A 25580-nucleotide genomic window follows, 5' to 3' on the forward strand; every position below is an offset into this window, starting at 1 on the left:
TATCTCCTGAAATTGTTCTGGCTAGTTGATGTGAGATCTAGTGGGTCGACTCGGACTGTTCCGGTCGTCCAACCAACAAGGATACCAACTCGTCGCACGTTCGGCTGACATCCTCGTTCACGACGACCACGTCGAACTCGTCCTGCGCCTCCAGCTCGACCCGGGCGGTCGCGAGACGCCGCTCCACGACCTCCGCGGATTCGGTGCCCCGGCCGGTCAATCTCTCGACCAGCACGTCCCAGCTCGGGGGCGCCATGAAGACGAGCAGCGCCTCCGGCATCGCGGCACGGACGGCCCGCGCACCGGCGAGATCGACCTCGACCAGCACCGGTCTGCCCTGTTCGATCGCCGCGCGGACGGGTGCGGCCGGGGTTCCCGACAGTTGGAGTCCGCCGTGGATCTCGGCCCATTCGAGCAGCTCACCGGAATCGATCATCCGCTGGAAGTCGCCACGAGAGGTGAACCGGTAGTCCTTGCCGTCCACCTCGCCCGGGCGTGGATCACGCGTCGTCGCGGACACGCTGAAGACGAGCTCCGGCATCCGCTCACGCAGGAGTCGCACCACGCTGGACTTACCGACGGCCGAGGGGCCGGCCAGTACTACCAGCCGACCCCTCCGCACTGCGGTCTTGCTCTCTGACACTTGTGCGTCAGCTACCACTGTCGTGCTCAGGCCTCGAAGTCGAACTTCGCGAGCAGGGCCTTCCGCTGCCGATCGCCGAGGCCACGGAGGCGACGGGTCGGAGCGATCTCCAGCTCGGTCATGATCTCCTGCGCCTTGACCTTGCCCACCTTGGGCAGCGCCTCGAGCAGTGCCGACACCTTCATCTTGCCCAGGATCTCGTCGTCCTCGGCGTCCTTGAGAACCTGCTTGAGGTCGGTGCCACCACGCTTCAGGCGCTCCTTGAGCTCAGCCCTGGCCTTGCGGGCAGCAGCTGCCTTCTCCAAAGCAGCAGCGCGCTGCTCATCAGTCAACTGGGGAAGGGCCACGGTTCCTCCGTCTCGTCGTTGGCAAATAGTCCAAACCACTGGATAACCAGCAGCGATAGCGACCGTACTCACGCCAGGCGCCGATTGCGAACCCACCCCCCGAGGTCAGAGCCGGATTCAGGTGGGCTATGAGAGTGCGGACTCGATCTCGTCACGCACCTTCACGGCCGCCTCACGCAGTGCCGCCGCCGACGGTCCCGCCCGAAGAACACCACGAGAACTGTTCGGCAACAACAGTTTACGGGAATCGGGAAAAATGTCGGCGAGATCACCGGGAGTCGCCCCCTGGGTGCCGAGACCGGGCGCGAGAATCGGCCCGGAAAAATTCGACAAATCCAGGCCGTGTCCGCGTGTCGCGCCCACCACCAGACCCACGAGACCCGGTTGCGCGTCGTTGTGCCGGACTGCCGCGTCCACCACGGACTGGGCCACGGACACCCCTGCGGCCGTCCCTGCCGCCTGCAGATCGCCGCCCTCGGGATTGGACGTCCGCGCCAGCACGAAGAGCCCGCGGCCCTGCTCCGCCGCCAGCGACAGCGCCGGATCCAGGGCACCGAATCCCAGGTACGGCGACACCGTCACGGCATCGGACGACAGAGGGGACTCCGCGCCCAGCCAGGACTGCGCGTACGCCGCCATCGTCGACCCGATGTCCCCACGCTTGGCGTCGGCGACGACGAGCGTCCCTGCCTCTCTGAGGACCGAAATGGTGCGTTCGAGCACCGCGTACCCGGCGGAGCCGTACGCTTCGAAGAACGCCACCTGAGGCTTCACGACGGCCACCTCACCGACGAAGGCCTCCACGCAGATCTCCGCGAACGTCTCCAGCCCCTCGGCGGAGACGGGAAGGCCCCACGCCTCGAGCAGCCCGGGATGCGGGTCGATGCCGACACACAACCGCCCCCGGTGCTCGACCGCCGACGTCAGCCGATGCACCCAGGAGTGGTGGTGGTGATGGTGTCCGCTCACGACGAGACGGCCCCGCTCGCGGGGGCCACGACGACGGCGGGCGAGCGCAGCCGCGCGTGCAGCGCCTGGAGCGACTGAACGCCGATGTCGCCGCGGATCGCGGCCTCGATGCCCTGCACCGCGGCGGACGCGCCCTGCACGGTGGTGACGCACGGGATGTTCGTGGCGACGGCCGCGCTGCGGATCTCGTAGCCGTCGACACGCGGTCCGGAGTTGCCGTACGGCGTGTTGATCACCATGTCGACCTCGCCGTCGCGGATCGTCTCGACGATGGTGCGCTCCCCCGCCTCCAGCTTCTCGCCGGAGTGCTTGTGCACCTCCTGGCAGGTGATCCCGTTGCGGCGGAGGACCGCCGCGGTGCCCTCGGTGGCCAGGATCCGGAAGCCGAGGTCGGCGAGCCGCTTGACCGGGAAGATCAGCGACCGCTTGTCCTTGTTGGCGACCGAGACGAACACCGAGCCCGAGGTGGGCAGCGAACCGTACGCGGCCGTCTGGCTCTTGGCGAACGCGGTGCCGAAGTCGGCGTCGATGCCCATGACCTCGCCGGTCGACTTCATCTCCGGGCTCAGCAGGGTGTCGACCCCGGTGCCGTCGGCGCGGCGGAACCGGTTGAACGGCAGCACCGCCTCCTTGACGGCGACGGGCGCGTCCGCCGGGGTCCAGCCGCCGTCGCCGGTGGCCGGGAGCACGCCGCTCGCGCGCAGATCGGCGATGGACTCGCCGAGCATGACGCGGGCGCACGCCTTGGCAAGCTGCACGGCCGTCGCCTTCGACACGAACGGCACGGTGCGGCTGGCGCGGGGGTTGGCCTCGAGGACGTACAGGATGTCGTCCTTGAGTGCGTACTGGACGTTGAGCAGGCCCTTCACGCCGATGCCCTTCGCGAGCGCCTCCGTCGAGCGGCGGACGTTCTCGAGGTCGGCGCGGCCGAGGGTGATCGGCGGCAGCGCACAGGCCGAGTCGCCCGAGTGGATACCGGCCTCCTCGATGTGCTCCATCACGCCGCCGAGGTACACCTCGGTGCCGTCGCAGAGTGCGTCGACGTCGATCTCGATGGCGTCTTCCAGGAAGCGGTCGACCAGCACCGGCCGGTCGTCGGAGATCTCGGTGGCGCGGGAGATGTAGCTTTCGAGGGACGCCTCGTCGTACACGATCTCCATGCCGCGGCCACCGAGGACGTACGACGGCCGCACCAGCACCGGGTATCCGATGCCGGCCGCGATGTCGCGGGCCCCGGCGAACGTGGTGGCGGTGCCGAACTTGGGGGCGGGCAGGCCGGCGTCGACCAGCACCTTCCCGAACTCGCCGCGGTCCTCCGCGAGGTCGATCGCCTCGGGGCTAGTGCCGACGATCGGCACCCCCGCCGCCTTCAGCCGCTTCGCCAGACCCAGCGGGGTCTGACCGCCGAGCTGCACGATCACACCGGCGACGGTGCCCGAGATCGACTCCGCCCGGTACACCTCGAGCACGTCCTCGAACGTGAGCGGTTCGAAGTACAGCCGGTCGGCCGTGTCGTAGTCGGTGGAGACGGTCTCCGGGTTGCAGTTGACCATCACGGTCTCGTAGCCGGCCTCCGACAGCGTCAGGGCGGCGTGGACGCAGGAGTAGTCGAACTCGATGCCCTGACCGATGCGGTTCGGTCCGGAACCGAGGATCAGGACCTTCGGACGCTCGGTCTGCGGGGCCACCTCGGACTCGGCCGCCGGGTCCAGTTCGTACGTGGAGTAGTGGTACGGCGTCTTCGCCTCGAACTCGGCGGCGCAGGTGTCGACCGTCTTGTAGACGGGGTGGACGTCCCACTGCTCACGCAGCGCGCGGACCGCGTCCTCGCCGCCGATCTCGGGGCGCAGGGCCGCGATCTGCCGGTCCGACAGGCCGTGGTGCTTGGCGCGGCGCAGGACCCGCTCGGTCACCTCGGGCGCCTCGCGCAGCGCGTCCCCGAGTTCGTGGATCTGCAGGATCTGGTCGAGGAACCAGGGGTCGATCTTCGTGGCGTCGAACAGCTGCTCGACGGTGGCGCCGAGCGCGAACGCCTTCTCCAGGCCGTACACGCGACCGTCGCGGGGGATGCTCAGTTCCGCGAGGAGGCTGTCGAGGTCGTCGGCCTCCACGTCAGGACCCGTCCAGTACCCGGCCCGCTTGGTCTCGAGGGAGCGCAGCACCTTGCCGAACGCCTCGGTGAAGTTGCGGCCGATCGACATGGCCTCACCGACCGACTTCATCGTGGTGGTGAGGGTGTCGTCGGCGCCGGGGAACTTCTCGAACGCGAACCGGGGCGCCTTGACCACGACGTAGTCGAGGGTCGGCTCGAAGCACGCCGGGGTTTCCTTGGTGATGTCGTTGACGATCTCGTCGAGCGTGTAGCCGATGGCGAGCTTCGCGGCGATCTTCGCGATCGGGAAGCCGGTCGCCTTGGACGCGAGCGCGCTGGACCGGGACACGCGCGGGTTCATTTCGATGACGACGAGACGCCCGTCGGCAGGGTCCATCGCGAACTGGATGTTGCAGCCGCCGGTATCGACGCCGACCTCGCGGAGGATGTCGATCGAGAGATCGCGCATCGCCTGGTACTCGCGGTCGGTGAGGGTCATGGCGGGGGCGACGGTGATCGAGTCACCGGTGTGCACACCGACCGGGTCGACGTTCTCGATCGAGCACACGATCACCACGTTGTCGCGGCCGTCGCGCATCAGCTCGAGCTCGTATTCCTTCCACCCGAGGATCGACTCCTCGATCAGCACGTTGGCGGTGGGGGACGCCGCGAGGCCGCCGCCGGCGATCCGCGTGAGGTCCTCGTCGTCGTAGGCCATGCCGGAGCCGAGTCCGCCCATCGTGAACGACGGCCGCACGACGACGGGGAAGCCCAGTTCGGCGACCGTGTCGCGGACCTCGTCCATCGTGTAGCAGACGCGGGAGCGCGCCGATTCGCCGCCGACCTTGGCGACGATGTCTTTGAACTTCTGCCGGTCCTCGCCGCGCTGGATGGCGTCGAAGTCGGCGCCGATCAGCTCGACGTCGTACTTCTCGAGGATGCCCTGCTCGTGCAGCGCCACCGCGGTGTTCAGGGCCGTCTGGCCGCCAAGCGTCGCGAGGACGGCGTCGATCGGGTGCCCCTTCTCGGCCTCGAGGGCGATCACCTTCTCGACGAACTCGGCGGTGATCGGCTCCACATACGTGGCGTCCGCGAATTCGGGGTCGGTCATGATCGTGGCCGGGTTGGAGTTGACGAGGCTGACCCGCAGGCCCTCCTCGCGCAGCACCCGGCAGGCCTGGGTTCCGGAGTAATCGAACTCACAGGCCTGGCCGATGACGATCGGCCCGGAGCCGATCACCAGGATGTGGGAGAGATCTGTACGGCGTGGCATTAGTTCTTGACTCCCTCGAGCAGGCTGGTGAAGCGGTCGAACAGGTACGCGGCGTCGTGCGGGCCCGCCGCGGCCTCGGGGTGGTACTGCACCGAGAAGGCCGATCCGTCGAGCAGGCGGACTCCCTCGACGGCGCCGTCGTTGGCGCAGGTGTGGCTGACGACGGCCTTGCCGAACGGGGTGTCGAACTCCTGTCCGGCCTCCCCCTCCAGCGCGAACCCGTGGTTCTGTGCGGTGATCGCGATGCGTCCCGTCTCGTGTTCGACGACCGGGATGTTGATGCCCCGATGACCGAACTTCATCTTGTACGTGCCGAGACCGAGTGCGCGCCCGAGAATCTGGTTGCCGAAACAGATGCCGAACAGGGGCAGACCCTGCCCGATGACTTCCTTCGTCAGGTGCACGGCGCCGTCGGCGGTCGCCGGGTCGCCGGGACCGTTGGAGAGGAAGACGCCGTCGGCCTTCAGGTCCAGGATCTGCGCGAGCGTGGCGTCGGACGGGAGCACGTGCACCCGGATGCCGCGCTCGGCGAACATGCGCGGGGTGTTGGTCTTGATGCCGAGGTCGATGGCCGCGACCGTGAAGCGCGCGTCTCCCCCGGTCGGCTCGACGACGTACCCGCTGGTGGTGCTGACCTCGCCGGCCAGGTCCGCGCCGAGCATCGACGGCTGGCCCTTCACCCGCTCGAGCAGCACGTCGGTGTCGGCGAGGGCGTCGCCGGAGAACACGCCGGCGCGCATGGAGCCCCGGGTGCGCAGGTGGCGGACCAGGGCCCGGGTGTCGATGCCGGCGATCCCGACGACTCCCTGCTTGACGAGCTCGTCCTGCAGGGATCCGGTGGCGCGCCAGCTGGAGGTGCGGCGGGCGGGGTCGCGGACGACGTACCCGGCGACCCAGATCTTCGCCTCGGCGCTGCTGCCGGTCGGCCCGACGGACTCGTCGTCCTCGTCGTTCCACCCGGTGTTGCCGATCTGCGGCGCGGTGGCCACGACGATCTGGCGGTGGTAGCTGGGGTCGGTGAGCGTCTCCTGGTACCCGGTCATGCCGGTGCTGAAGACGGCCTCACCGAGCGTCTGACCGACGGCACCGAAAGTGGTGCCCCGGAATACCCGTCCGTCCTCGAGGACCAGTACTGCAGAGTCGGTGTCGTAGCCGCTCATGCGTTCTCTCCGTTCTGCTCGACCTCACCAGAGCTCGCCGCATTCGCTGAATCTTCACTGTCTGTCTTGCCGTCCGGCTTCCCTGCGCCCACCCAGGCGGGGTACACGGACTTGTCGTCGCTGCGGAATCCGGTGTCGATCTCGGTGCCGGTCGGCAGCTCCCACCGGATCACCAGGACGCCGTCCTTGCTCATGACCTTGCCCGCGAGGCCGCGTTCGGTGCGCACGGCGCGGACCGCGTCCTGCGGTATCCAGATCGCCGACGCCCCGTCCCGTTCGAGCAGGATCCCGGTTTCGTAGCGGGAGATCTCACCCGTCGCCCGGAAGCCGAGGTCACCGACCGCGATCCGGTCCTGCCAGCTGGGGGCGAGGGTGCTGCCCACGTACAGTCCGGTGGCCGGGGCGATCGTCTGCGCGCCGAGGTGCGCGGGCACGCCGGGAAGCTGCCCGACCCGGTCGGCCTGCCGCCGGGCGCGACCGCGCCAGCCGACGTACATGAGGAAGATGGCCAGCGCCCAGAACGCGACGAGGCCGACTACCCACAGAATTCTCTCCACCGTCATCCCCTGCCGTTTCGCACCCGGACGCGGGCCTGGCCGTCGCTCGCGGTGATCCGGCCGCGCAGGATCGTCGTCGTCACCCGGGCCGGAAGGGTCATCGACTCGTAGGGCGTGTTGTGGGCGACGCTGGCGAGATCGGGGCCGTGGACCGTCCATTCGGCGTCCGGATCGATCAGCACGAGGTTGGCGGGCTCGCCCACCTCGAGCGGGCGACCCTGGTCGTCGAGTCCGACGATCTCGGCCGGGCGCTCACTCATCACCCTGGCAACGCCGCGCCAGTCGAGCAGCCCCGTGCGGACCATCGTCTGCACGACGATCGACAGCGCGGTCTCGAGCCCCAGCATTCCGGGGCGGGCGGCCGCGAACTCGCAGCACTTGTCCTGCTCGGCGTGCGGCGCGTGGTCGGTCGCGACGCAGTCGATGGTCCCCTCGGCCAGTCCGGCCCGGAGCGCGGCGACGTCGCTCGCCTCCCGCAGGGGCGGGTTCACCTTGTTGACGGCGTCGTACGTCTCGAGCCGCGAGTCGTCGAGCAGCAGGTGATGCGGGGTGACCTCGGCGGTGATCGAAATACCTTGCCCGCGTGCCCACTTCATCAGTTCGACGGTGCCGGCGGTGGAGGCGTGGCAGATGTGCACCCGCGCCCCGGCGTCGCGGGCGAGCAGTGCGTCACGGGCGACGATCGACTCCTCGGCGGCGCGCGGCCACCCCGCCAGCCCGAGCCGGGCGGCGGTGGGTCCTTCGTGCGCGATCGCCCCGACGGTCAGTCGCGGCTCCTCCGCGTGCTGCGCGATGAGCACTCCGAGCGAGCTCGAGTACTCGAGGGCCCGGCGCATGATCAGCGGGTCGTAGACGCAGTGGCCGTCGTCCGAGAACATCCGCACCCGGCCGGCCCCCGACGCCATCGTGGCCATCTCGGCGAGCTGCTTGCCCTCGAGCCCCACGGTGACGGCGCCGACGGGGTGCACGTCGACGAGCCCGACCTCCCGGCCGCGGCGCCACACGTGGTCGGTGACGACCACCGAGTCGGCCACCGGGCTGGTGTTGGCCATCGCGAACACCGCGGTGTACCCGCCGAGCGCGGCGGCGGCCGAACCGGAATTGATGGTCTCGGTGTCCTCGCGGCCGGGTTCCCGCAGGTGCGTGTGCAGATCGACGAAACCGGGGAGCAGGATCTGCCCCGCCGCGTCGATCACCTCGGCGTCGGGCGTGGCGTCCTTGCCCGCGTCCGCTCCGATCGCGGCGATGACGCCGTCACCGAGCAGAACGTCGGTGGGCTCGCCCTCGCCGTACAGCAACACGTTCTTGATGAGCACTGTCTCTCCTGTCACTGCACTGTCACTCATCCCGCAACTTCCTCCGCCCCGACCAGCAGCCGGAACAGCACCGCCATCCGCATGTGCACACCGTTGGTCACCTGCTGCAGCACGGCGGTTCTCGACGAATCAGCCACCGCCGAGGCGATTTCCATGCCGCGCAGCATCGGACCGGGGTGCAGCACCACCGCGTGCTCGGGAAGCAGCGCGAGCCGCTTCTCCGACAGGCCGTAATTGATCGAGTACTCCCGCTGGGACGGGAAGAACCCGCCGTTCATCCGTTCCGCCTGCACCCGCAGCATGAGGACGGCGTCGAGACCGGGCAGCTCCGCGTCGAGGGAATGCGCCACCGACACCGGCCACGACGACACACCGACCGGGAGCAGCGTGGGCGGCGCGACGAGGACGACCTCGGCGCCGAGCATCGACAGCAGCAGCGCGTTCGACCGCGCGACCCGGCTGTGGAGGATGTCGCCGACGATGGCGATGCGCTTGCCCTCGATGTCGCCGAGGCGCTGACGCAGTGTGAGCGCGTCGAGAAGCGCCTGGGTGGGGTGTTCGTGCGTGCCGTCGCCCGCATTGATCACCGCGGGTCCGCCGTCGTCCTGACGTCCGGTCCAGCTCGCGATCTGGTGGGCCGCACCCGACGCGGGGTGCCGCACGATCAGGGCGTCGGCGCCGGCGGCGCGCAACGTCATCGCCGTGTCCCGGAGCGATTCACCCTTCGACACCGACGAACTGGACGCGCTGACGTTGATGACGTCTGCGCTCATCCACTTGCCTGCGACCTCGAACGACACCCGGGTGCGGGTCGAGTTCTCGAAGAACACGGTCATCACGGTCCGGCCGCGCAGCGTCGGGAGCTTCCGCACCTCACGCCCGAGGAGGGCCTGTTCGAAGCGTTCGGCCTCGTCGAGAAGTTCGACGGCCGATTCCCGTGTCAGGTCCGCGATCGACAACAGGTGCTTCACTTAGCTCTTCCCCCCGGAGATCATGACCGCGTCGCGGCCGTCGTGTTCGCTCAGGAGCACCTTGACGTCCTCGGTGCGGGCGGTGGGCACGTTCTTGCCCACGTAGTCGGCGCGCAGCGGCAGTTCACGGTGCCCGCGGTCGACGAGGACGGCCAGCTGGACGGCACGGGGCCGACCGAGGTCGCGGAGGGCGTCGAGCGCCGAGCGGACGGTGCGGCCGGAGAACAGCACGTCGTCGACGAGGACGACCAGGGTGTTGTCGACGCCGCCCTCGGGCACCGAGGTGCGTTCGAGGGGCCGGTGCGGTTTGGTCCGCAGATCGTCGCGGTACAGGGTGATGTCGAGGGAGCCGACCGGTGGGCGCACCCCGGAGAATTCTTCGACCTTCCCGGCGAGCCGCGCGGCGAGCGTCGTGCCCCGGGTCGGGATGCCGATCAGAACGACACGCGGCGCTTCACCGTCCGCGGCGTCGATCGCGGTCTTCTCGATGATCTGGTGCGCGATTCGCGCAATGGTCCGTCCCACATCGGCTGCGGACAGCAGCTCTCGTGCGGGTTCGACGGACGGGGACTCTTCTGGTGTTGAATCCGCCGGTTCCCCGGCGGGGCGAGACCCTTCGGGCACGCGCATACAACGACCTCCTTCTCCGCCTCACTGGACGGATCGTTAAAGGATGCCTGACGCGGACAGCTTATCAGCGCGTCGACTGCGCCAGGCCCGGACCCCTGACCTGCGGACCCGCCGACGCGGGCCCGCAGCGGGACACGAACTTACGAGCGGGCGTCGTTCGACTCGCCGTCGGCGGTCTCGGCGCGGCGCGACGTCGCGGCCGCAGCCGACCGCACCTGCGGGGCCACCAGCACGACCTGACCGAGGATGCCGTTGACGAAACCCGGCGACTCGTCGGTGGAGAGCTGCTTGGCGAGCTCCACCGCCTCGTCCACGGCCACGACCGGAGGCACGTCGGTGGCGTGGAACAGCTCCCACACGGCGATCCGCAGGATGGCGCGGTCGACGGCGGGAAGCCGCTCCAGCGTCCAGTCCTGCAGGTGGGACGAGATCACCTCGTCGAGACGGTCCAGGTTCTCCGCGACACCCGTCACCACGGTGACGGTGTACGGGGCGACCGGTGCCACCGCATCGTCCTTGCCGGACAATTCCGCGCGCTCGGTCGCGAGATCGACCGGATCGAGATCTCGCGCCTCGGCCTCGAAGAGGAAATCGACGGCGCGTTTGCGGGCCTTGTGCCGTGCGCCGAGTTTCTTATGCGTACCGGACACTCAGGAATTCACACGCCCGAGGTAGTTGCCGTCGCGGGAGTCGACCTTCAGCTTGTCACCGGTGTTGATGAACAGCGGAACGTTGATCTCGGCTCCGGTCTCGAGGGTGGCGGGCTTGGTGCCGCCGGTGGAGCGGTCGCCCTGCAGGCCGGGATCGGTGTGCTGGACCACCAGTTCGACGGTGACGGGCAGTTCCACGAACAGCGGAACGTCCTCGTGCGTCGCGACCTGCACGGCCATGTTCTCGAGCATGAAGCGGGCGCCGTCGCCGACGGTGGCCTCGCTGATCGAGATCTGGTCGTAGGTGTCGCCGTCCATGAAGATGTAGTCGGTGCCGTCGTGGTACAGGTACGTCATGTCACGGCGGTCGACCGTGGCCGTGTCCACCTTGACGCCGGCGTTGAACGTCTTGTCGACGACCTTGCCCGAGAGCACGTTCTTCAACTTGGTGCGCACGAACGCGGGACCCTTGCCGGGCTTCACGTGCTGGAACTCGGTAATCGTCCACAGCTGGCCTTCGATCTGCAGGACCAGGCCGTTCTTGAAATCACTGGTGGAAGCCACTTGCTTCGCGTCTCCTCGATAAGGTCGAAACCGTCTACACGACAGTCAGGTCTTTGGTGGTGAGTGTGAGCAGTTCCGGTCCCTGCTCACGAACCACGAGCGTGTCCTCGATCCGCACGCCTCCGCGCCCGGAGAAGTACACGCCCGGCTCGACGGTCACCGCCGCACCGTCCAGAAGTGTACCGGTGCCCAGCTTGCCGATTCCCGGAGCTTCGTGGATCTCCAGGCCGACGCCGTGTCCGAGCCCGTGCAGGAACAGCTCCCCGTAGCCGGCGTCGTCGATGACCCGGCGGGCGGCGGCGTCCACCGCGGACACCTCCGCTCCCGGGCGCAGCGCGTCCCGCCCGGCCTCCTGCGACCGCGCGACCAGCGCATACACGTCGCGTTGCCAGTCCGCGGCCTGCCCCAGGACGTACGTTCTGGTCATGTCCGAGTGGTAACCGCCGATCTCCGCCCCGAAGTCCAGCTTGACGAAGTCGCCGCTGCCGAGCACCGCCTCGGTCGGGCGGTGGTGCGGGATCGCCGAGTGGGCGCCGGCCGCGACGATGGTCTCGAACGAGATGCCGTCGGCGCCGTGCGCGAGCATCAGCGCCTCGAGTTCCCGGCCGACCTCCTTCTCGGTGCGCCCTGGGCGGAGACCACCGCGCTCGATCAGCTCGGCGAGCGCGGAGTCGGCGGCCGCGCACGCCGCGCGCAGCAGTCCGACCTCGAAGTCGTCCTTCACCATCCGCAGTTCCTCGACGAGACCCGGAACGGGGTCGAGCCGCGCGTCCGGCGCGAGCACCGACCAGGCGGCGAACTCGTCCACGGTGACGACATGACTCTCGAACGCCAGCGACGAGGGGCTCTGCCGCCTCACCGATTCGATGAGGTGGGCGGCGCTGGCGCGGGCAATCTCGGCCCGCAGATCGGGAACCTGTTCTCCGACCTGCGTGAGGTAGCGGCCGTCGGTGCAGATGACGGTGCGCTCCTCGGCGCCCTCCGCGTCCGACGCGTGCACGAGCAGCGCGGCGTTGGAGCCGGTGAACCCGGTGAGATACCGGATGTTCACCAGATTCGTCACCAGAAGTGCGTCGAGATCCCGGGCGGCGAGGGCCGCACGCAGCGCCGCGCGCCGCGAACCATGATCAGCAGGCATGTCGTCAAACGTACCGGCAATCCGCCGCCGGGAGGGCGCGGATCGACGGCACCGGTGCAGCGGCGAGAACAGGTTCCAGACAGCCCCCGTGTGGGTTAGGCCACACGGGCGAAAACCCGCTCGTTACGCTGTGCCCATGAATGCGTGGGTGGTACGCGGCCTCGGCATGGCCCTGATACATGTTTTCGTTCGTGTGATCCTCGGTGTGTCGATTACACAGTGGCCGCTTCAGGGTTCCGCTCTGAGATGGCTCGCACTGCTGATCGTGGTGTTCGTGGCACTGATCTGGGCCGGCATCGACGGCATCCGGGACCGTCGCCGGAACCCCGATCCGGAGGACGGCGCCGACCTGACGATGCTGTGGCTGAAGGCGGCCCTGCTCGGCGGAGTCGTCGCGGGTGTGGGGAGCTGGCTGGCCAACCTGGTGCCGAACCTCAACGTCACCCAGAACTCGTTCTTCTTCGAGATCACGTCCGGGGCCGCGTTCACGGTCCTGCTGATCTTCGTTCCTGCCATGCTCGCCGTGTTCCTCGGCCGGTTCTTCGTCGGCCGGGACTCCAGGAAGACGGTGAAGGACCGCGGCGAACGCCGGCCGGCGGCGCACGGCGCCGGAGTGGCCGCAGGAGCCGCAGCGGGGGGAACCGCAGCCGCAGCCGTCGCCGACGACGACGGGTACGGACAGAACTACCCCGGCCAGGCATACGAGCAGACCCCGGACACCGGGTACGCCGGTTCCGACGCCGACACCGCGGTGTTCGAACCGGTGCACAACTACCGCGAGGACACATCGGACCTCGATCAGTCGCAGGGCGGGGACACCACCTGGCAGGACCCGGTCGACCTCGGGAAGCGGACCACGGACGACCCGCGCCGCGGCGAGTAGCAGCCGTTCGACTCTCCAATACCCGACCGACGACACACCGACAGACGGCGCGGCGGTGTGAGCGCACTCGCTCACACCGCCGCGTCCCTGCTTCTTCGCGCTACGTCACAGGAGGTTACGTCACAGGAGAACGGCGCCGCCGGCGCCCGGCGTCGCCTCTCGGGCCACCGCGGAGTACGCGGCGACGAGCAGAGACGGGTCCGGGCCCTCGAGCCGTCCGGGCTTCGCGAGCCCGTCGAGCACGACGAACCGCAGCACGCCGGCCCGGTTCTTCTTGTCCGTCTGCATTCCCTCGACCAGCTGGCCGAACGCGTCCGCGTCGTACGTGGTGGGCAGCCCCACCAGTTCCAGGATGGTGCGGTGCCGGTCCGCCGTCGCATCGTCCAGACGTCCCGCCAGCCGTCCCAGCTCGGCCGCGAAGACGAGCCCGACGGCGACCGCCGCACCGTGACGCCAGCGGTAGCGTTCACGCCGCTCGATCGCGTGCCCGAGCGTGTGCCCGTAGTTGAGGATCTCCCGCAGATCCGACTCGCGCAGGTCCGCGGCCACGACCTTGGCCTTGACCTCCACGGACCGCCGGATCAGTTCGGGCAGAACGGTTCCCGTGGGGTCCAGCGCGGCCTCGGGATCCTTCTCGATGAGCTCCAGGATCACGGGGTCGGCGATGAATCCGGTCTTCACGACCTCCGCCATGCCCGCGACGATCTCGTTGCGGGGCACCGTCTCGAGCGTCGCCAGGTCGATCAGCACCGCCGACGGCTCGTGGAACGAGCCCACCAGGTTCTTGCCGGCCTCGGTGTTGATGCCGGTCTTTCCGCCGACCGCCGCATCCACCATCGCGAGCAGCGTCGTGGGCACGTGGATCACGCGCACCCCGCGCATCCACGTGGCCGCAACGAACCCGGCCAGATCGGTGGCCGCGCCGCCCCCCAGACTGACGACCGCGTCGCTGCGGGTCAGGCCGATCCGGCCGAGGACCTCCCAGCAGAACCCGGCGACGGCCAGATCCTTGCCGTCCTCCGCGTCCGGAATCTCGATGCGGTGCGCATCGATCCCCTTCTCGGCGAGCGCCGCGCGCACCGCCTCCGCCGTCTCCGCCAGCGGCGGCTGGTGGAAGATCGCCACCGTCCTCGTGCCGGCGAGTTCGTCCACCAGCTCGCCGAGCAATCCGCGCCCGATGATGACCGGGTAGGGGTTCGCCGTCTGCACCTGTACGCGTACCGGTTCGGTCACTGTCTGCTGCTCCGCTCCGTCTTGTCCGAGGTTCTCGGATGTCTCTGTTCCGCCGGGTCGCCCATCACTCCGCGGCTCCGCCGGGGTCGCCGATCACTCGGCGAGTTTCGCCACCAGCTGCTGCACCACGCGGGCGGGACTCCGCCCGTCCGTGCGTATCCGGATGGACGCCACCTCCCGGTACAGCGGTCGGCGCTTGCGCATCAACTCGGTGTACTTCTGGCGGGGGTCGCCACCGGCGAGGAGCGGGCGCGCGGTGTTGGTTCCCGTGCGCTTGAGCCCCTCGGCCACGCTGATCTCGAGGTAGATCACCGTCTGGCCCTTCAACAACTCGCGGGTGCGCTCGGAGAGGATGGACCCACCACCGAGCGAGACGATCCCCTCGTGACTCTCGATGGCCTTCCGCACGATCTCTTCCTCGAGGGCCCGGAAGGCGGGTTCACCCTCCTGGACGAAGATCTCGGCGATCGTGCGTCCCGCCTCTTCCTCGACGGCCACGTCGGTGTCGAACAACGACAGGTCCAGCGCCTGCGCGAGGCGACGCCCGATCGTGGACTTACCTGCTCCCGGCGGACCGACGAGCACGGCTTTCGGTGCCATCACCCGTCACCGCCCCGGCGCGACGGCAGACGGGCTGGTCATCGCGCGAGCCGGGCTGCGACACCCGACGCGTAACGCTCGTAGTTGGCGGCCGTCTCGGCCACCGAGTCGCCGCCGAACTTCTCGAGCGCGGCCTGGGCGACGACCAACGCCACCATCGCCTCGGCCACGACACCGGCGGCAGGCACCGCGCACACGTCGGACCGCTGGTGGATGGCCACGGCTTCCTCACCGGTCGACATGTCGACGGTGGCGAGCGCGCGCGGAACCGTCGAGATCGGCTTCATCGCCGCGCGCACGCGGAGCGCCTCGCCGTTGGTCATGCCGCCCTCGAGACCGCCGGCGCGGTTGGTCGAACGCAGAATTCCGTCCGGGCCGGGCCGCATCTCGTCGTGCGCCTGGCTGCCGCGGCGGCGCGCGGTCTCGAAGCCGTCGCCGACCTCGACGCCCTTGATGGCCTGGATTCCCATCAGGGCGGACGCGAGGCGGGCGTCGAGGCGGTCCGCGCCGCTGATGAACGATCCGAGACCCACGGGGAGACCGTGGATGACGACCTCGACGACACCGCCGAGGGTGTCGCCGTCACGCTTGGCGGCCTCGATCTCGGCGATCATCGATTCCTCGGCGGCCTTGTCGAACGCGCGGACCGGGCTGGCGTCGATCGCCGCCAGGTCCGATGCGGTGGGTTCGGGGCCGACGTACGGGTCGGACGCGCCGATCGAGATCACGTGTGACAGCACCTCCACGCCGAACACCTGGCGCAGGAAACCCCGGGCGAACGTCGCGGCCGCGACCCGGGCCGCCGTCTCACGCGCACTCGCGCGTTCGAGAACGGGGCGCGCGTCGTCGAACCCGTACTTGAGCATGCCCGAGTAGTCGGCGTGACCGGGGCGCGGACGGGTGAGCGGCGCGTTCCGCGCCTGGTCGGCGAGCAGGTCTGCGTCCACCGGGTCCGCGGACATGATGGTTTCCCACTTGGGCCACTCGGTGTTGCCCACCTCGACAGCGATCGGGCCGCCGAGCGTCCGGCCGTGTCGGACACCACCGACGATGGTGACCTTGTCGGCCTCGAACTTCATCCGCGCACCGCGGCCGTAGCCGAGGCGGCGTCGCGCGAGTTGGGTCGAAATGTCCTCGGACGTCACTTCGACGCCCGCGACCATCCCCTCGAGCATCGCGACGAGGGCGGGACCATGGGATTCTCCGGCAGTTATCCAGCGCAGCACGCCAATATCCTTCCATGTCGCCGCGTCCGGCAGTGACGGTGGTCCTCTCGGGGCGCGCGCGGGGTGCGGACTCGGTCAGGTGAGGTGCCCGGCGAACAACGCCACCAGCGTCGCGGCACACATGGCGGGTCCGTGTGGGAGCGGCGGCGGCGAGCGCCGGACGGCGAGGACGACGCAGCCCGCCACTGCGGTCAGTGCCGGCGCGAGCGCGGCCGTGAACACCCAGGCCTCTCCCCCGGCCAGCCCGGCGGCCGCGCCGACGCCGAGCGCAAGTTTCACGTCGCCCGCGCCGATCGCACCGGGCGCTCCCAGGTAGAGGGCGAGATAGGCCGCCGCCAGCAGGAGTCCGCCGATCACGGCGGCGGACGCGGCGCCGGTCGCGACACCGATGCCGACGATCACCAGGAACCCAGGCAGCGTCAGCAGGTTCGGCAGCCTCCGGGCGCACAGGTCGGTGGCGGCGAGACTCACACACCACCACCAGAAGGCGAGCGCACCCGGCAGTATCCACACCGGGTTGCGGCCGGCGTCGGCCCAGACCGCGGCGGCGACGCCGACCGCGCACACCGCCTCGCACCAGCCCGGCGGCACCGGACCCACGAACCGGCCCGCGGTGAGGCGCGCACACCGTCCCACAGCCGCACCGGCCACCACACTCGTCACGATCAGCCACCACATGCCGACCAGCGTGCGGGACCGGACACCCGGACCCCTCGCGGCGACCTGCGGGAACGATCGCCCTGTGGATGGCGGCCGGGCCTGTGGACAACTAGCCCAGAGCGGCCGCCATCGCCTCGCGCGGCGCCGGGCGGCCGGTAAACTGCTCGACTTGCCCGAACGCCTGGTGCAGGAGCATCGACAGACCGCCGACGACCGTTCCCCCGGCCACCTCGACCGCGGCCGCCAGTGGGGTCGGCCACGGGTCGTAGATCGCGTCGAGCACGAACGGCGCCCGGCCGAGAACGTCCGCGTAGTCGGTGATCGCGGCGGACGGAACGGTGCTGACGAGTGCGGCGGCCGCGGCGCACCGGGCACCGAGTTCGGGGCTGTCGAAGCCGAGCAACCGGACCTCGAGCCCCACCGATTCCGCGCACCCCAGCGCACCCGCCGCGCGACCCGCGTCGCGGGCCACCACGGTCACCGATTTCACGCCCAGGTCGGCGAGCGCGACGAGCGCAGGCCTGGCCGTTCCCCCGGCGCCGACGACGACCGCCTCGGCGCCCGCGACGGCACCGACGCCGCCCGCGGTGAGCGCGCCGCTGACCCCGTCCACGTCGGTGCAGTCGGCACGCCAGCCGCCCTCGATGCGCACGAGGGTGTTCGCGGAGCCGATCGCCACGGCCCGGTCGGTGCGCTCGGACGCGAACTCGAGGGCGGCGATCTTGCCCGGCATCGTGACGGACAGACCGACCCATTCCGGGCCGAGCCCGGACACCAGCCCGGGGAGTCGCTCCCCGTCGCACTCGATGCGGTCGTACGTCCACCCGGTGAGACCGAGCGCCCGGTACGCCGCGAGGTGCAGTTGCGGTGATCGCGAATGCGCGATCGGGCTGCCCAGCACCGCAGCTTTGCGTGCGGTCACCAACTCATCGTCCACTGTTGAGAATCCCGTTGTTCAGAGCCTGGTCGATGTTGGCCAGGTGTTCGTCGTAGCTCTTCGTGAAGAGTGTCGTGCCCTTCGAATCGACCGTCACGAAGTAGATCCAGTCGCCGGGCGCCGGTTGTTCGACCGCCTGGAGCGCCCCGATGCTCGGCGACGAGATCGGCGTCGCGGGCAGGCCGGGGCTGGCGTACGTGTTCCAGGGGGTCACCTGTGCGCGGTCGGCGTCGGTGGTGGCCAGTTCGGTGGTGTCCAGCGCGTAGTTGACCGTGGAGTCGAATTGCAGCGCCTGGTTGACGGCGAGCCGGTTCAGGATGACGCGCGCGACCTTCGAGAAGTCGTCGGGCATCGCCTCGCGTTCCACCAGCGACGCCGCGACCAGCATCTTGTACGGGGTGAGACCGACCTGGTTGCCCGCGGTGAGGATCCCGGTCTTCTCGTAGCTCGCGGAACTCTCGGACACGAGCTTCTGCAGAATGGCGGCGGGACCCGCCGTCGGATCGAAATCCCAACTGCCCGCGGCGATCAGTCCCTCGAGCTGGCGATCCCGGTCCGGGACACCCGCGACCGAGTCCTTCGCCCAGTCGGGCACACCCAGCGCGGACAGGTCGCCCGCGCCGGCGGCGTTGAGGTCGTCGTAGCTGATGCACTTCTGCTGACCGGCGTCACCCAGGCAGCTGGCCTCGGAGATCAGCGTGTAGATCCCCTTCTTCTTGGCGCCGGTCTGCACGTCGGTCGTGTCGTGGAGTTGCCTGCCCTCGGAGATGATCATCTGCCCGACGCGGGAGGCCGGGTCGACCAGTTCCTGCACGGCGTCGTCCGCCGGAATCTGGGTGGAGAGGCTGTAGAAACCGGGTTGCACCGAGTTCATGGCGTTGCTCTGGACTGCGGCGTTGAAGAACGCCGATCCGCTGGCGACGACGTCGCGGTCCGCCAGGGTGGTGGCGATCTCCTCCGCGGTATCACCCGGATGGACCTGCACGACCACTTCGGGACCGCCGGGGCCTGCGTAGTCCGCGGGCGCGTCGGACCCGCCGAAGAACAACTTGCCGCCGACGAACACGACACCGACCAGCACGATGAGGACCGCCGCGGCGGCGAGGACGCCGAACACCTTGCCCCGGCGTGCGCGTCCCCTGGCTTGTTTGCGGCTGCGGGCCTGCGTGCGAGCAGCGGCGCGGGTCGGTGGGAACTCCTCGGGAATCGCCGAGGGTGGGATCTCCTCGGGAATCGCCGAGATTATCTGCGTCTCGGCCTCCGCGAACGCGACGTCGGGTTCGTCGTGCGGGTGGTCGTAGCCGTCGACGGGGTACACCTCGTCCGGCTCGTCGACGTGGTCGTCCACATACGGGTGGTCGTCGGCCGGCGTCTCCCGGTACGCGCGGGCGTCGCCATAGGAGCGGGGACCGTATCCGTCCTCGTACACGGACTCGGGGTCGTAGCGCTGCTCATATCGCGGCTCCGCGTACTCGCGGTGCGGTTCGTGGCGCTGCGGTTCCTCGTAGTGCGGCTCGTCGACGTGCGGCTCGTCGACGTGCGGCTCCTCGACGTGTGGCTCGTCGAAGTGTGGCTCGTCGTACACGACGGCGTGGCGGCCGGTGGTGACGAGGTCGTCGTCGGGGGGTGGCGTGTAGTCGACCTCGTCGTCGTCCCCGTCGAGGTAGCGGTGCCGTCGGGGTTCGCGGGGGATGTACTGGAAGTCGGGTCGCTCACCTGCGGGGCGGCGGTGATTGCTCACTGGCCTGCCTCCGGTAGCTGCACGTCCCCACCTGAATCCCCTGCATTCACCGACCTGCTCCGCTCGTCCAACCATCCCTGCAAGATCGCCACCGCCGCAGCCTGGTCGATCACAGGACGCTGGCCCCTCGCACTGACACCGCTCTCGCGAAGCGCCCGCGCGGCAGTGACCGTCGTCAGACGTTCGTCCGCCATCCGCACCGGTATCGGGTCGACCTTCCTTCGCAATCGCTTCGCGAACACAGTAGCGATCGAGGCGGCTTTTCCCCGTTCACCCCGCAGGGTCTGCGGCAGACCGACGATAACCTCCACCGCCTCGTATTCCTCGACAATGTCGGCAATGCGCCGGATATCCGGCGCGTCGGGCCCGCGTTCCTTGGACCGGGGCACCGTCTCCACCGGGGTGGCGAGGATCCCGTCGGGGTCGCTCGACGCGACACCGATGCGGACGCTGCCCACATCGATGCCGATACGCCGACCACGCCCAGGGTCGTCGACTCCCGGCCGATCCGGACCCTGTTCCGCGTGATCCACCGCTACTGGCTCCCCACCTTGTCCGCGACTTGTCCCCGGACCGCGTCGAGAGCGGCCGCGATTCCGCTGGTGTCCGAACCGGAACCCTGTGCCATGTCGGCCTTTCCGCCGCCGCGGCCGCCGATCTTCGGACCGAATTCCTTCACGAGGTCGCCGGCCGACAGGCCGAGTTCCTGCGCGGCCTTGCTCACGGCCACCACGAACGGCACCTTGCCGTCGACGTCACCGAGCAGCACGACGACGGCGGGCTGGGTGCCGAATCGGCCGCGGATATCCGTGACGAGCCCGCGCAGGTCGTTGCCGCCGACACCGGCCGGGGCGGAATCCGCGACCAGCAGCACCGGCCCAACCCGCTGGGCCTTGTCGACGAAGGTGCCCGCCGAGGCGAGAACCGCCTGCGCGCGGGTCTGTTCGAGTTCCTTCTCCGCCACCCGAAGTCGCTCCACCAGTGCCTCGACGCGGGCGGGCACCTCTTCCGAGGGCACCTTCAGCGACGACGACAGCCCGGCGAGCAGGGCCCGTTCCTTGGCCAGGTAGCGGTACGAGTCGAGCCCGACGTAGGCCTCGACGCGACGCACGCCGGAGCCGACTGACTGCTCACCGAGCAGCGTGACGTTGCCGATCTGCGAGGAGCTGCCCACGTGAGTTCCACCACACAGCTCCATCGAAAACGGTCCGCCGATCTCGACGACCCGCACCTCGTCGCCGTAGTTCTCGCCGAACAACGCCATCGCGCCCATCGACTTCGCCTTGTCGAGGTCGGTGACGAACGTGTTCACGGAGTAGTCGGCGGCCACCGCCTCGTTCGCGACGACCTCGATGTCCTGCTTCTGCGCTTCAGTCAGCGCACCCTGCCAGGAGAAGTCGAACCGCAGGTAGCCCGGCTTGTTCAGCGAGCCGGCCTGAACGGCGTTGGGGCCGAGCACCTGTCGCAGCGCGGCGTGCACCATGTGCGTGCCGGAGTGCCCCTGCGTGGCGCCCTTGCGCCACGCGGCGTCGACCTGCGCGAGCACGACGTCACCCTCGGTGATCTGCCCCTCCTGCACGGTCACCTTGTGGACCCACAGCTTCTTGGCGATCTTCTGGACGTCGTTGACCTTCACCCGCAGCCCCGGACCGGTCAGGGTGCCGAGGTCGGCGATCTGGCCGCCCGCCTCCGCGTACAGGGGGCTGCGGTCGAGGATGACCTCGACGTCCTGGCCGACCGTCGCGACGGGGACGCGCTGCCCCTGCGAGATCAGCGCGAGAACGTGTGCCTCGGAAACTAATTCGTGGAATCCGGTGAACTCGGTGGGTCCGCGGTCGAGGAGTTCCTTGTAGACGGTGAGGTCGGCGTGCGCGTGCTTGCGCGCCTGGGCGTCGTCCTTCGCGCGCTGCCGCTGTTCGGCCATCAGCGCGCGGAAACCCTCCTCGTCGACGGTCAGACCGGCCTCGGCCGCCATCTCCAGGGTCAGGTCGATCGGGAAGCCGTACGTGTCGTGCAGCGCGAACGCCTGTTCGCCGCCGATCGTCGACTTGCCGGACGCCTTCACCGATTCGGCGGCGCCTTCGAACAGCTTGGAACCGGACGTGAGGGTCTTCAGGAACGCGGTCTCCTCCCCCACTGCGACCGTTTCGATGCGGCCGAAGTCGGTGTCGAGGACCGGGTACGACGGCGCCATCGTGTCGCGGACGACGGTGATGAACTCCCGCATGCTGGGCTTGTCGGCGCCGAGCAGCTTCGCTGAGCGGACGATGCGCCGCAGCAGGCGGCGCAGGACATAGCCGCGGCCGTCGTTGCCGGGGTTCACGCCGTCGGCGATGAGCATCGCGGCGGTGCGCGCGTGGTCGGCGATCACCCGGAACCGCACGTCGTCGTCGTGGTCGGCGCCGTACTTGCGGCCCGACAGTTCCTCGGCCTTCGCGATGACCGGGCGCACGAGATCCGTCTCGTACACGTTGTCGACGCCCTGGAGCAGGAATGCGACGCGCTCGACGCCCATGCCGGTGTCGATGTTCTGCTTCGGCAGCGGCCCGAGGATCTCGAAGTTGTCCTTGCTGATGCCGAGACCGCGCTCGTTCTGCATGAACACGAGATTCCAGATCTCGATGTAGCGGTCCTCGTCGGCCTCGGGGCCGCCTTCCGCACCGAATTCGGGGCCGCGGTCGAAGTAGATCTCCGAGCACGGGCCGCAGGGCCCGGGGATGCCCATGGACCAGTAGTTGTCGGCCATGCCGCGGCGCTGGATCCGGCTCTCGGGAACGCCGACCTCGTCGCGCCAGATGTCGCGGGCCTCGTCGTCGTCGAGGTAGACCGTCACCCAGATCCGCTCCGGGTCGAACCCGTAGCCGCCGTCGTCGACGCCGGAGGTCAGCAGCGACCACGCGTGCTTGATCGCGTCGCGCTTGAAGTAGTCGCCGAAGGAGAAGTTGCCGGCCATCTGGAAGAACGTGTTGTGCCGTGTGGTGATGCCCACATTCTCGATATCGAGGGTGCGCACACACTTCTGGACACTGGTCGCCCTCGGGTACGGCGGCGTCTGCTGGCCGAGGAAGAACGGCACGAACTGCACCATTCCGGCGTTGACGAACAGCAGGTTCGGATCGTCGAGAATCAGCGAGGCGCTGGGTACCTCGGTGTGGGCCGCCTTGACGAAATGGTCGAGGAAGCGCCGGCGAATCTCGTGGGTCTGCACGTCAGTGATCCTTATTGTCTGTCTCGAGGGCAACTACGGTCGCCGGGTGGCTGGGCACACCCGGCGGTTCGGCAACATTCAGCTTAACCGGCCACCCTGACGGTTCGTGCCGCGGACGATGGCCCGCAGTTTGTCCACGCGCCCCGCGATGTCACGCTCGCCGCCGTGGGTGGTGGGCTGGTAGTAGTCGACGCCGACGAGCTCGTCGGGCGGATACTGCTGCGCCAGTACCCCGTCCGGGTGGTCGTGGGGATATCGGTAGCCGACGGCGTTGCCGAGCTTGGCCGCCCCCGCGTAGTGGCCGTCGCGCAGGTGCGGTGGAACGAGCCCGGCGTTTCCCGCCGCGACGTCCGCCATCGCGGCGCCGAGCGCGGCGATGACGGCCCCCGACTTCGGCGCGGTCGCGAGGTGGATGGTGGCCTGGGCGAGGGCGAGGCGGGCCTCCGGCATCCCGATCAGCTGCACCGCCTGCGCGGCGGCGGTCGCGGTCTGCAACGCGGTGGGGTCGGCCATCCCGATGTCCTCGCTGGCATGGACGACCAGCCGCCGCGCGATGAAGCGGGGGTCCTCGCCCGCGGTCAGCATCCGCGCCAGATAGTGCAGGGCGGCGTCGACGTCCGAACCGCGGATCGACTTGATGAACGCACTGATCACGTCGTAGTGCTGGTCGCCGTCGCGGTCGTAGCGGACGGCGGCCTTGTCGACGCTGGCCTCCACCGTCGCGAGGTCCAGCAGCACCGGACGGTCCGCGTCACCGGCCTGGTCGAGCGCCGCGCCCGCCGCCGCCTCGAGCGCGGTGAGCGCCCGCCGGGCGTCACCGGCCGCGAGGCGCACCAGATGGTCCATCGCGTCGCCGGCGATCTCGATGTCCCCGCCGAGACCCCGCTCGTCGGTGCGCGCCCGCTCGAGGAGGTTCTCGATGTCGTCCGCCGTCAGCGACTGCAGTTGCAGGACCAGCGAGCGGGACAGCAGCGGGGACACCACGGAGAACGACGGATTCTCGGTGGTGGCGGCCACGAGCAGCACGATCCGGTTCTCGACCGCCGCCAGCAGTGCGTCCTGCTGGGTCTTGGAGAAGCGGTGCACCTCGTCGATGAACAGCACCGTCTGCTCGCCCGCGAGGAGCCGTCGGCGAGCGAGTTCGATGACGCCACGCACTTCCTTGACACCGGCGGACAGCGCGGACAGCGCCTCGAAGCGGCGCCCGGTGGCACCGGAGATCAGCGACGCCAGCGTGGTCTTGCCGGTGCCGGGCGGACCGTACAGCAGCACGGACGCCGCCCCCGACCCCTCCACGAGCCGCCGCAGCGGCGCACCGGGGCCGAGGAGATGCTGCTGCCCGACCACCTCGCCGAGCGTGCGGGGACGCATGCGCACCGCCAGCGGTGCGCGGTGGTCGACCGGCACCGGACCGGGAACCGAGCGCGGAGCCGCCGCCTCGTCCGGCTGCGCCGTCTCGAACAGGCCCGCCGACTCGTCCTCGCCGACATCCGAACCGAAAAGATCGCTCACAAGTTCGACGCTACTGGAACCCGCACCGTCCGACCCAGTCCGGCCGGACCTCGCGTCAGCCGACGGACAGTCCCCGGATCTTGTCGGCGATGACGCGGGCGTCGTGGGCGACCACCGTGTTCCCCGCGTGATCCGCCGAACGGGCCAGCTTGTCCCAGCGCTGGGTCAGCGCCTCGGACCGCGGCACCGACAGGTGATGCTCGCGGACGGCGGCGATCCGGGTGTGGTTGTCCGGCAGGAACAGGTAGGTGCTGAGCCACACCCAGATCAGTTGGGCCTCGACCATGCGGGCGGCGAGCACGTTGTCGTCGGCGAGCGCGGGCCACATCCCCACGACCTCCGCCCGCCAGGCCTCGATCATCGCCTGGGTGCGGTCCTCGGACAGTTCGATGCTGCACAGGCAACCCGGGAACGAGACCAGCGCGTACGCGATGTCGAGCATCGCGTCGCGGAACCCGCCCCACTCGTAGTCGAGGAACCGGACGCCCTCGTCGTTGACGATGATGTTGTCCGGGCACAGGTCCGACGGGCTGAACGCCCGGAACCGCCCGCTCTCGAACAGCTTCGCGGCCCGCGCCACCTGCTCGGTCAGCTCCGGCGAGACGTCGACACGGAGAATGTCGGACAGCAGACCGGGCACGGCGGGCACCGCACGCTCGACCTGCTCGGCCACGGTGTCGTCGCAGTGCGCCACCTCGGCGCGGCGCAGCAGCGCGGTGAAGTCTTCTTCGCGGCCCACGGTGGCCGCGTGCATGCGGCCGAGCGCCTGGGCCATGGCCATCAGGGTGTTGGTGACGGTGTCGGAATCGGAGTGCTCGAGCAGCGCGCTGATCGGGGTGGCGTCCCCGAGGTCGCTGAGCACGAGGAGCCGGGCTTCGAGGTCGGATGCGAGCAGTTCGGCTCCGGGGCGGCTGTCCGTCGCCAGCGCCGTGGCGAACTGGTACGAGACGGCCTCGCGGAGGAAGGCGCTGCGGCTGTCGCCGGACAGGTCGTCGGGATCGACGGCCCGCGCGCCGGACACACCGGACTCCTCGCGGACCTGCTTGATCACCAACGTCCGGGGGAGGGAGAACGGATTCTCCGCCACCCGCACACGGAGCACGATGGTGCGGCCACTACCGCCGAGATCCACGGGATCCACCAGTGTCACGGGTGCCCCTGTGCGACGGGTGAGCAGCTTCTCGGCTGCGGCAACTACCTCTGAAACGGGGTCTGCCAGTATTGCAGTCATCGCGGACCAACTTACCTGCTAGTGACACGGATCATCGAG

Annotated in this window: 23 protein-coding genes; 1 reads left to right on the top strand and 22 read right to left on the bottom strand. The window is 69.4% G+C overall.

Annotated elements, in window-relative coordinates; all coding sequences use genetic code 11:
• Positions 1-37 precede the first annotated feature (37 nt).
• The 12 genes from gmk to BLV94_RS09770 all read right to left on the bottom strand — a co-directional run bounded on the left by gmk (position 38) and on the right by BLV94_RS09770 (position 12310).
• Positions 38-661: a guanylate kinase gene (gmk, locus tag BLV94_RS09715; protein ID WP_072942132.1), complete on the bottom strand. Its 624-nt coding sequence runs from the start codon at positions 659-661 to the stop codon at positions 38-40.
• Between the two features lie 8 nt (positions 662-669).
• Positions 670-990 carry an integration host factor, actinobacterial type gene (gene mihF, locus BLV94_RS09720; RefSeq protein WP_072942134.1) on the bottom strand — a complete coding sequence of 107 codons (321 nt, stop codon included), beginning with the start codon at positions 988-990 and terminating at the stop codon, positions 670-672.
• Between the two features lie 126 nt (positions 991-1116).
• A complete protein-coding gene (pyrF, locus tag BLV94_RS09725) occupies positions 1117-1926 on the bottom strand; it encodes an orotidine-5'-phosphate decarboxylase (RefSeq protein ID WP_072942136.1) in 810 nt (269 codons plus the stop codon).
• A 29-nt stretch (positions 1927-1955) separates the two neighbouring features.
• The gene (carB, locus tag BLV94_RS09730; protein WP_072942138.1) at positions 1956-5324 is read right to left on the bottom strand and encodes a carbamoyl-phosphate synthase large subunit; all 3369 of its coding nucleotides are present in this window, start codon (positions 5322-5324) and stop codon (positions 1956-1958) included.
• A complete protein-coding gene (carA, locus tag BLV94_RS09735) occupies positions 5324-6484 on the bottom strand; it encodes a glutamine-hydrolyzing carbamoyl-phosphate synthase small subunit (RefSeq protein WP_072942140.1) in 1161 nt (386 codons plus the stop codon). Before carA ends, carB begins: the two co-directional genes overlap by 1 nt.
• Positions 6481-7047: a PH-like domain-containing protein gene (locus BLV94_RS09740; RefSeq protein WP_072942142.1), complete on the bottom strand. Its 567-nt coding sequence runs from the start codon at positions 7045-7047 to the stop codon at positions 6481-6483. Before BLV94_RS09740 ends, carA begins: the two co-directional genes overlap by 4 nt.
• Positions 7044-8387, bottom strand: coding sequence for a dihydroorotase (locus BLV94_RS09745; protein WP_072942144.1), 1344 nt, complete (start codon positions 8385-8387; stop codon positions 7044-7046). The genes BLV94_RS09740 and BLV94_RS09745 overlap by 4 nt, the downstream gene beginning before the upstream one ends.
• Positions 8384-9328, bottom strand: coding sequence for an aspartate carbamoyltransferase catalytic subunit (locus tag BLV94_RS09750; protein WP_072942146.1), 945 nt, complete (start codon positions 9326-9328; stop codon positions 8384-8386). The genes BLV94_RS09745 and BLV94_RS09750 overlap by 4 nt, the downstream gene beginning before the upstream one ends.
• Entirely contained in the window at positions 9329-9958 is a 630-nt protein-coding gene (pyrR, locus tag BLV94_RS09755) for a bifunctional pyr operon transcriptional regulator/uracil phosphoribosyltransferase PyrR (protein WP_015890604.1), read from the bottom strand.
• A gap of 140 nt (positions 9959-10098) precedes the next feature.
• Complete coding sequence (gene nusB, locus BLV94_RS09760) at positions 10099-10608, bottom strand: transcription antitermination factor NusB (RefSeq protein WP_072942147.1); 510 nt, start codon at positions 10606-10608, stop codon at positions 10099-10101.
• Positions 10609-11172: an elongation factor P gene (gene efp, locus BLV94_RS09765; RefSeq protein ID WP_005241702.1), complete on the bottom strand. Its 564-nt coding sequence runs from the start codon at positions 11170-11172 to the stop codon at positions 10609-10611. It abuts the gene before it with no gap.
• A gap of 34 nt (positions 11173-11206) precedes the next feature.
• Entirely contained in the window at positions 11207-12310 is a 1104-nt protein-coding gene (locus BLV94_RS09770; protein WP_072942149.1) for an aminopeptidase P family protein, read from the bottom strand.
• Between the two features lie 136 nt (positions 12311-12446).
• Between BLV94_RS09770 and BLV94_RS09775 the strand changes: the two genes are divergently transcribed.
• Positions 12447-13193, top strand: a complete 747-nt coding sequence (locus BLV94_RS09775) for a B-4DMT family transporter (RefSeq protein ID WP_072942150.1) — start codon at positions 12447-12449, stop codon at positions 13191-13193.
• Positions 13194-13313: 120 nt separating this feature from the next.
• Here the strand turns inward: BLV94_RS09775 and aroB are convergent, their stop codons facing one another.
• The 10 genes from aroB to BLV94_RS09825 all read right to left on the bottom strand — a co-directional run bounded on the left by aroB (position 13314) and on the right by BLV94_RS09825 (position 25541).
• Positions 13314-14426: a 3-dehydroquinate synthase gene (gene aroB / locus BLV94_RS49975; RefSeq protein ID WP_072942152.1), complete on the bottom strand. Its 1113-nt coding sequence runs from the start codon at positions 14424-14426 to the stop codon at positions 13314-13316.
• Positions 14427-14519: 93 nt separating this feature from the next.
• Positions 14520-15026, bottom strand: coding sequence for a shikimate kinase (locus BLV94_RS49980; RefSeq protein ID WP_072942154.1), 507 nt, complete (start codon positions 15024-15026; stop codon positions 14520-14522).
• A 38-nt stretch (positions 15027-15064) separates the two neighbouring features.
• Complete coding sequence (gene aroC / locus BLV94_RS09790) at positions 15065-16252, bottom strand: chorismate synthase (RefSeq protein ID WP_072942156.1); 1188 nt, start codon at positions 16250-16252, stop codon at positions 15065-15067.
• 75 nt (positions 16253-16327) lie between these two features.
• Positions 16328-16930 (bottom strand): prepilin peptidase, encoded by a 603-nt coding sequence (locus BLV94_RS09795; protein ID WP_072942158.1) that lies wholly within the window; start codon positions 16928-16930, stop codon positions 16328-16330.
• A 91-nt stretch (positions 16931-17021) separates the two neighbouring features.
• Positions 17022-17849 carry a shikimate dehydrogenase gene (locus BLV94_RS09800; RefSeq protein ID WP_072942161.1) on the bottom strand — a complete coding sequence of 276 codons (828 nt, stop codon included), beginning with the start codon at positions 17847-17849 and terminating at the stop codon, positions 17022-17024.
• Complete coding sequence (locus BLV94_RS09805) at positions 17839-19590, bottom strand: endolytic transglycosylase MltG (RefSeq protein WP_072942163.1); 1752 nt, start codon at positions 19588-19590, stop codon at positions 17839-17841. Before BLV94_RS09805 ends, BLV94_RS09800 begins: the two co-directional genes overlap by 11 nt.
• The gene (ruvX, locus tag BLV94_RS09810; RefSeq protein WP_072942164.1) at positions 19587-20123 is read right to left on the bottom strand and encodes a Holliday junction resolvase RuvX; all 537 of its coding nucleotides are present in this window, start codon (positions 20121-20123) and stop codon (positions 19587-19589) included. Before ruvX ends, BLV94_RS09805 begins: the two co-directional genes overlap by 4 nt.
• 2 nt (positions 20124-20125) lie before the next feature.
• Positions 20126-22798: an alanine--tRNA ligase gene (gene alaS / locus BLV94_RS09815; protein ID WP_072942166.1), complete on the bottom strand. Its 2673-nt coding sequence runs from the start codon at positions 22796-22798 to the stop codon at positions 20126-20128.
• 78 nt (positions 22799-22876) lie between these two features.
• Entirely contained in the window at positions 22877-24310 is a 1434-nt protein-coding gene (locus tag BLV94_RS09820) for a replication-associated recombination protein A (protein WP_072942168.1), read from the bottom strand.
• A gap of 55 nt (positions 24311-24365) precedes the next feature.
• Positions 24366-25541 (bottom strand): phosphotransferase family protein, encoded by a 1176-nt coding sequence (locus BLV94_RS09825; RefSeq protein ID WP_072942170.1) that lies wholly within the window; start codon positions 25539-25541, stop codon positions 24366-24368.
• Between the last annotated feature and the right edge of the window lie 39 nt (positions 25542-25580).

The sequence above is a fragment of the Rhodococcus koreensis genome (assembly GCF_900105905.1).
Taxonomy (GTDB): Bacteria; Actinomycetota; Actinomycetes; order Mycobacteriales; family Mycobacteriaceae; genus Rhodococcus_F; species Rhodococcus_F koreensis.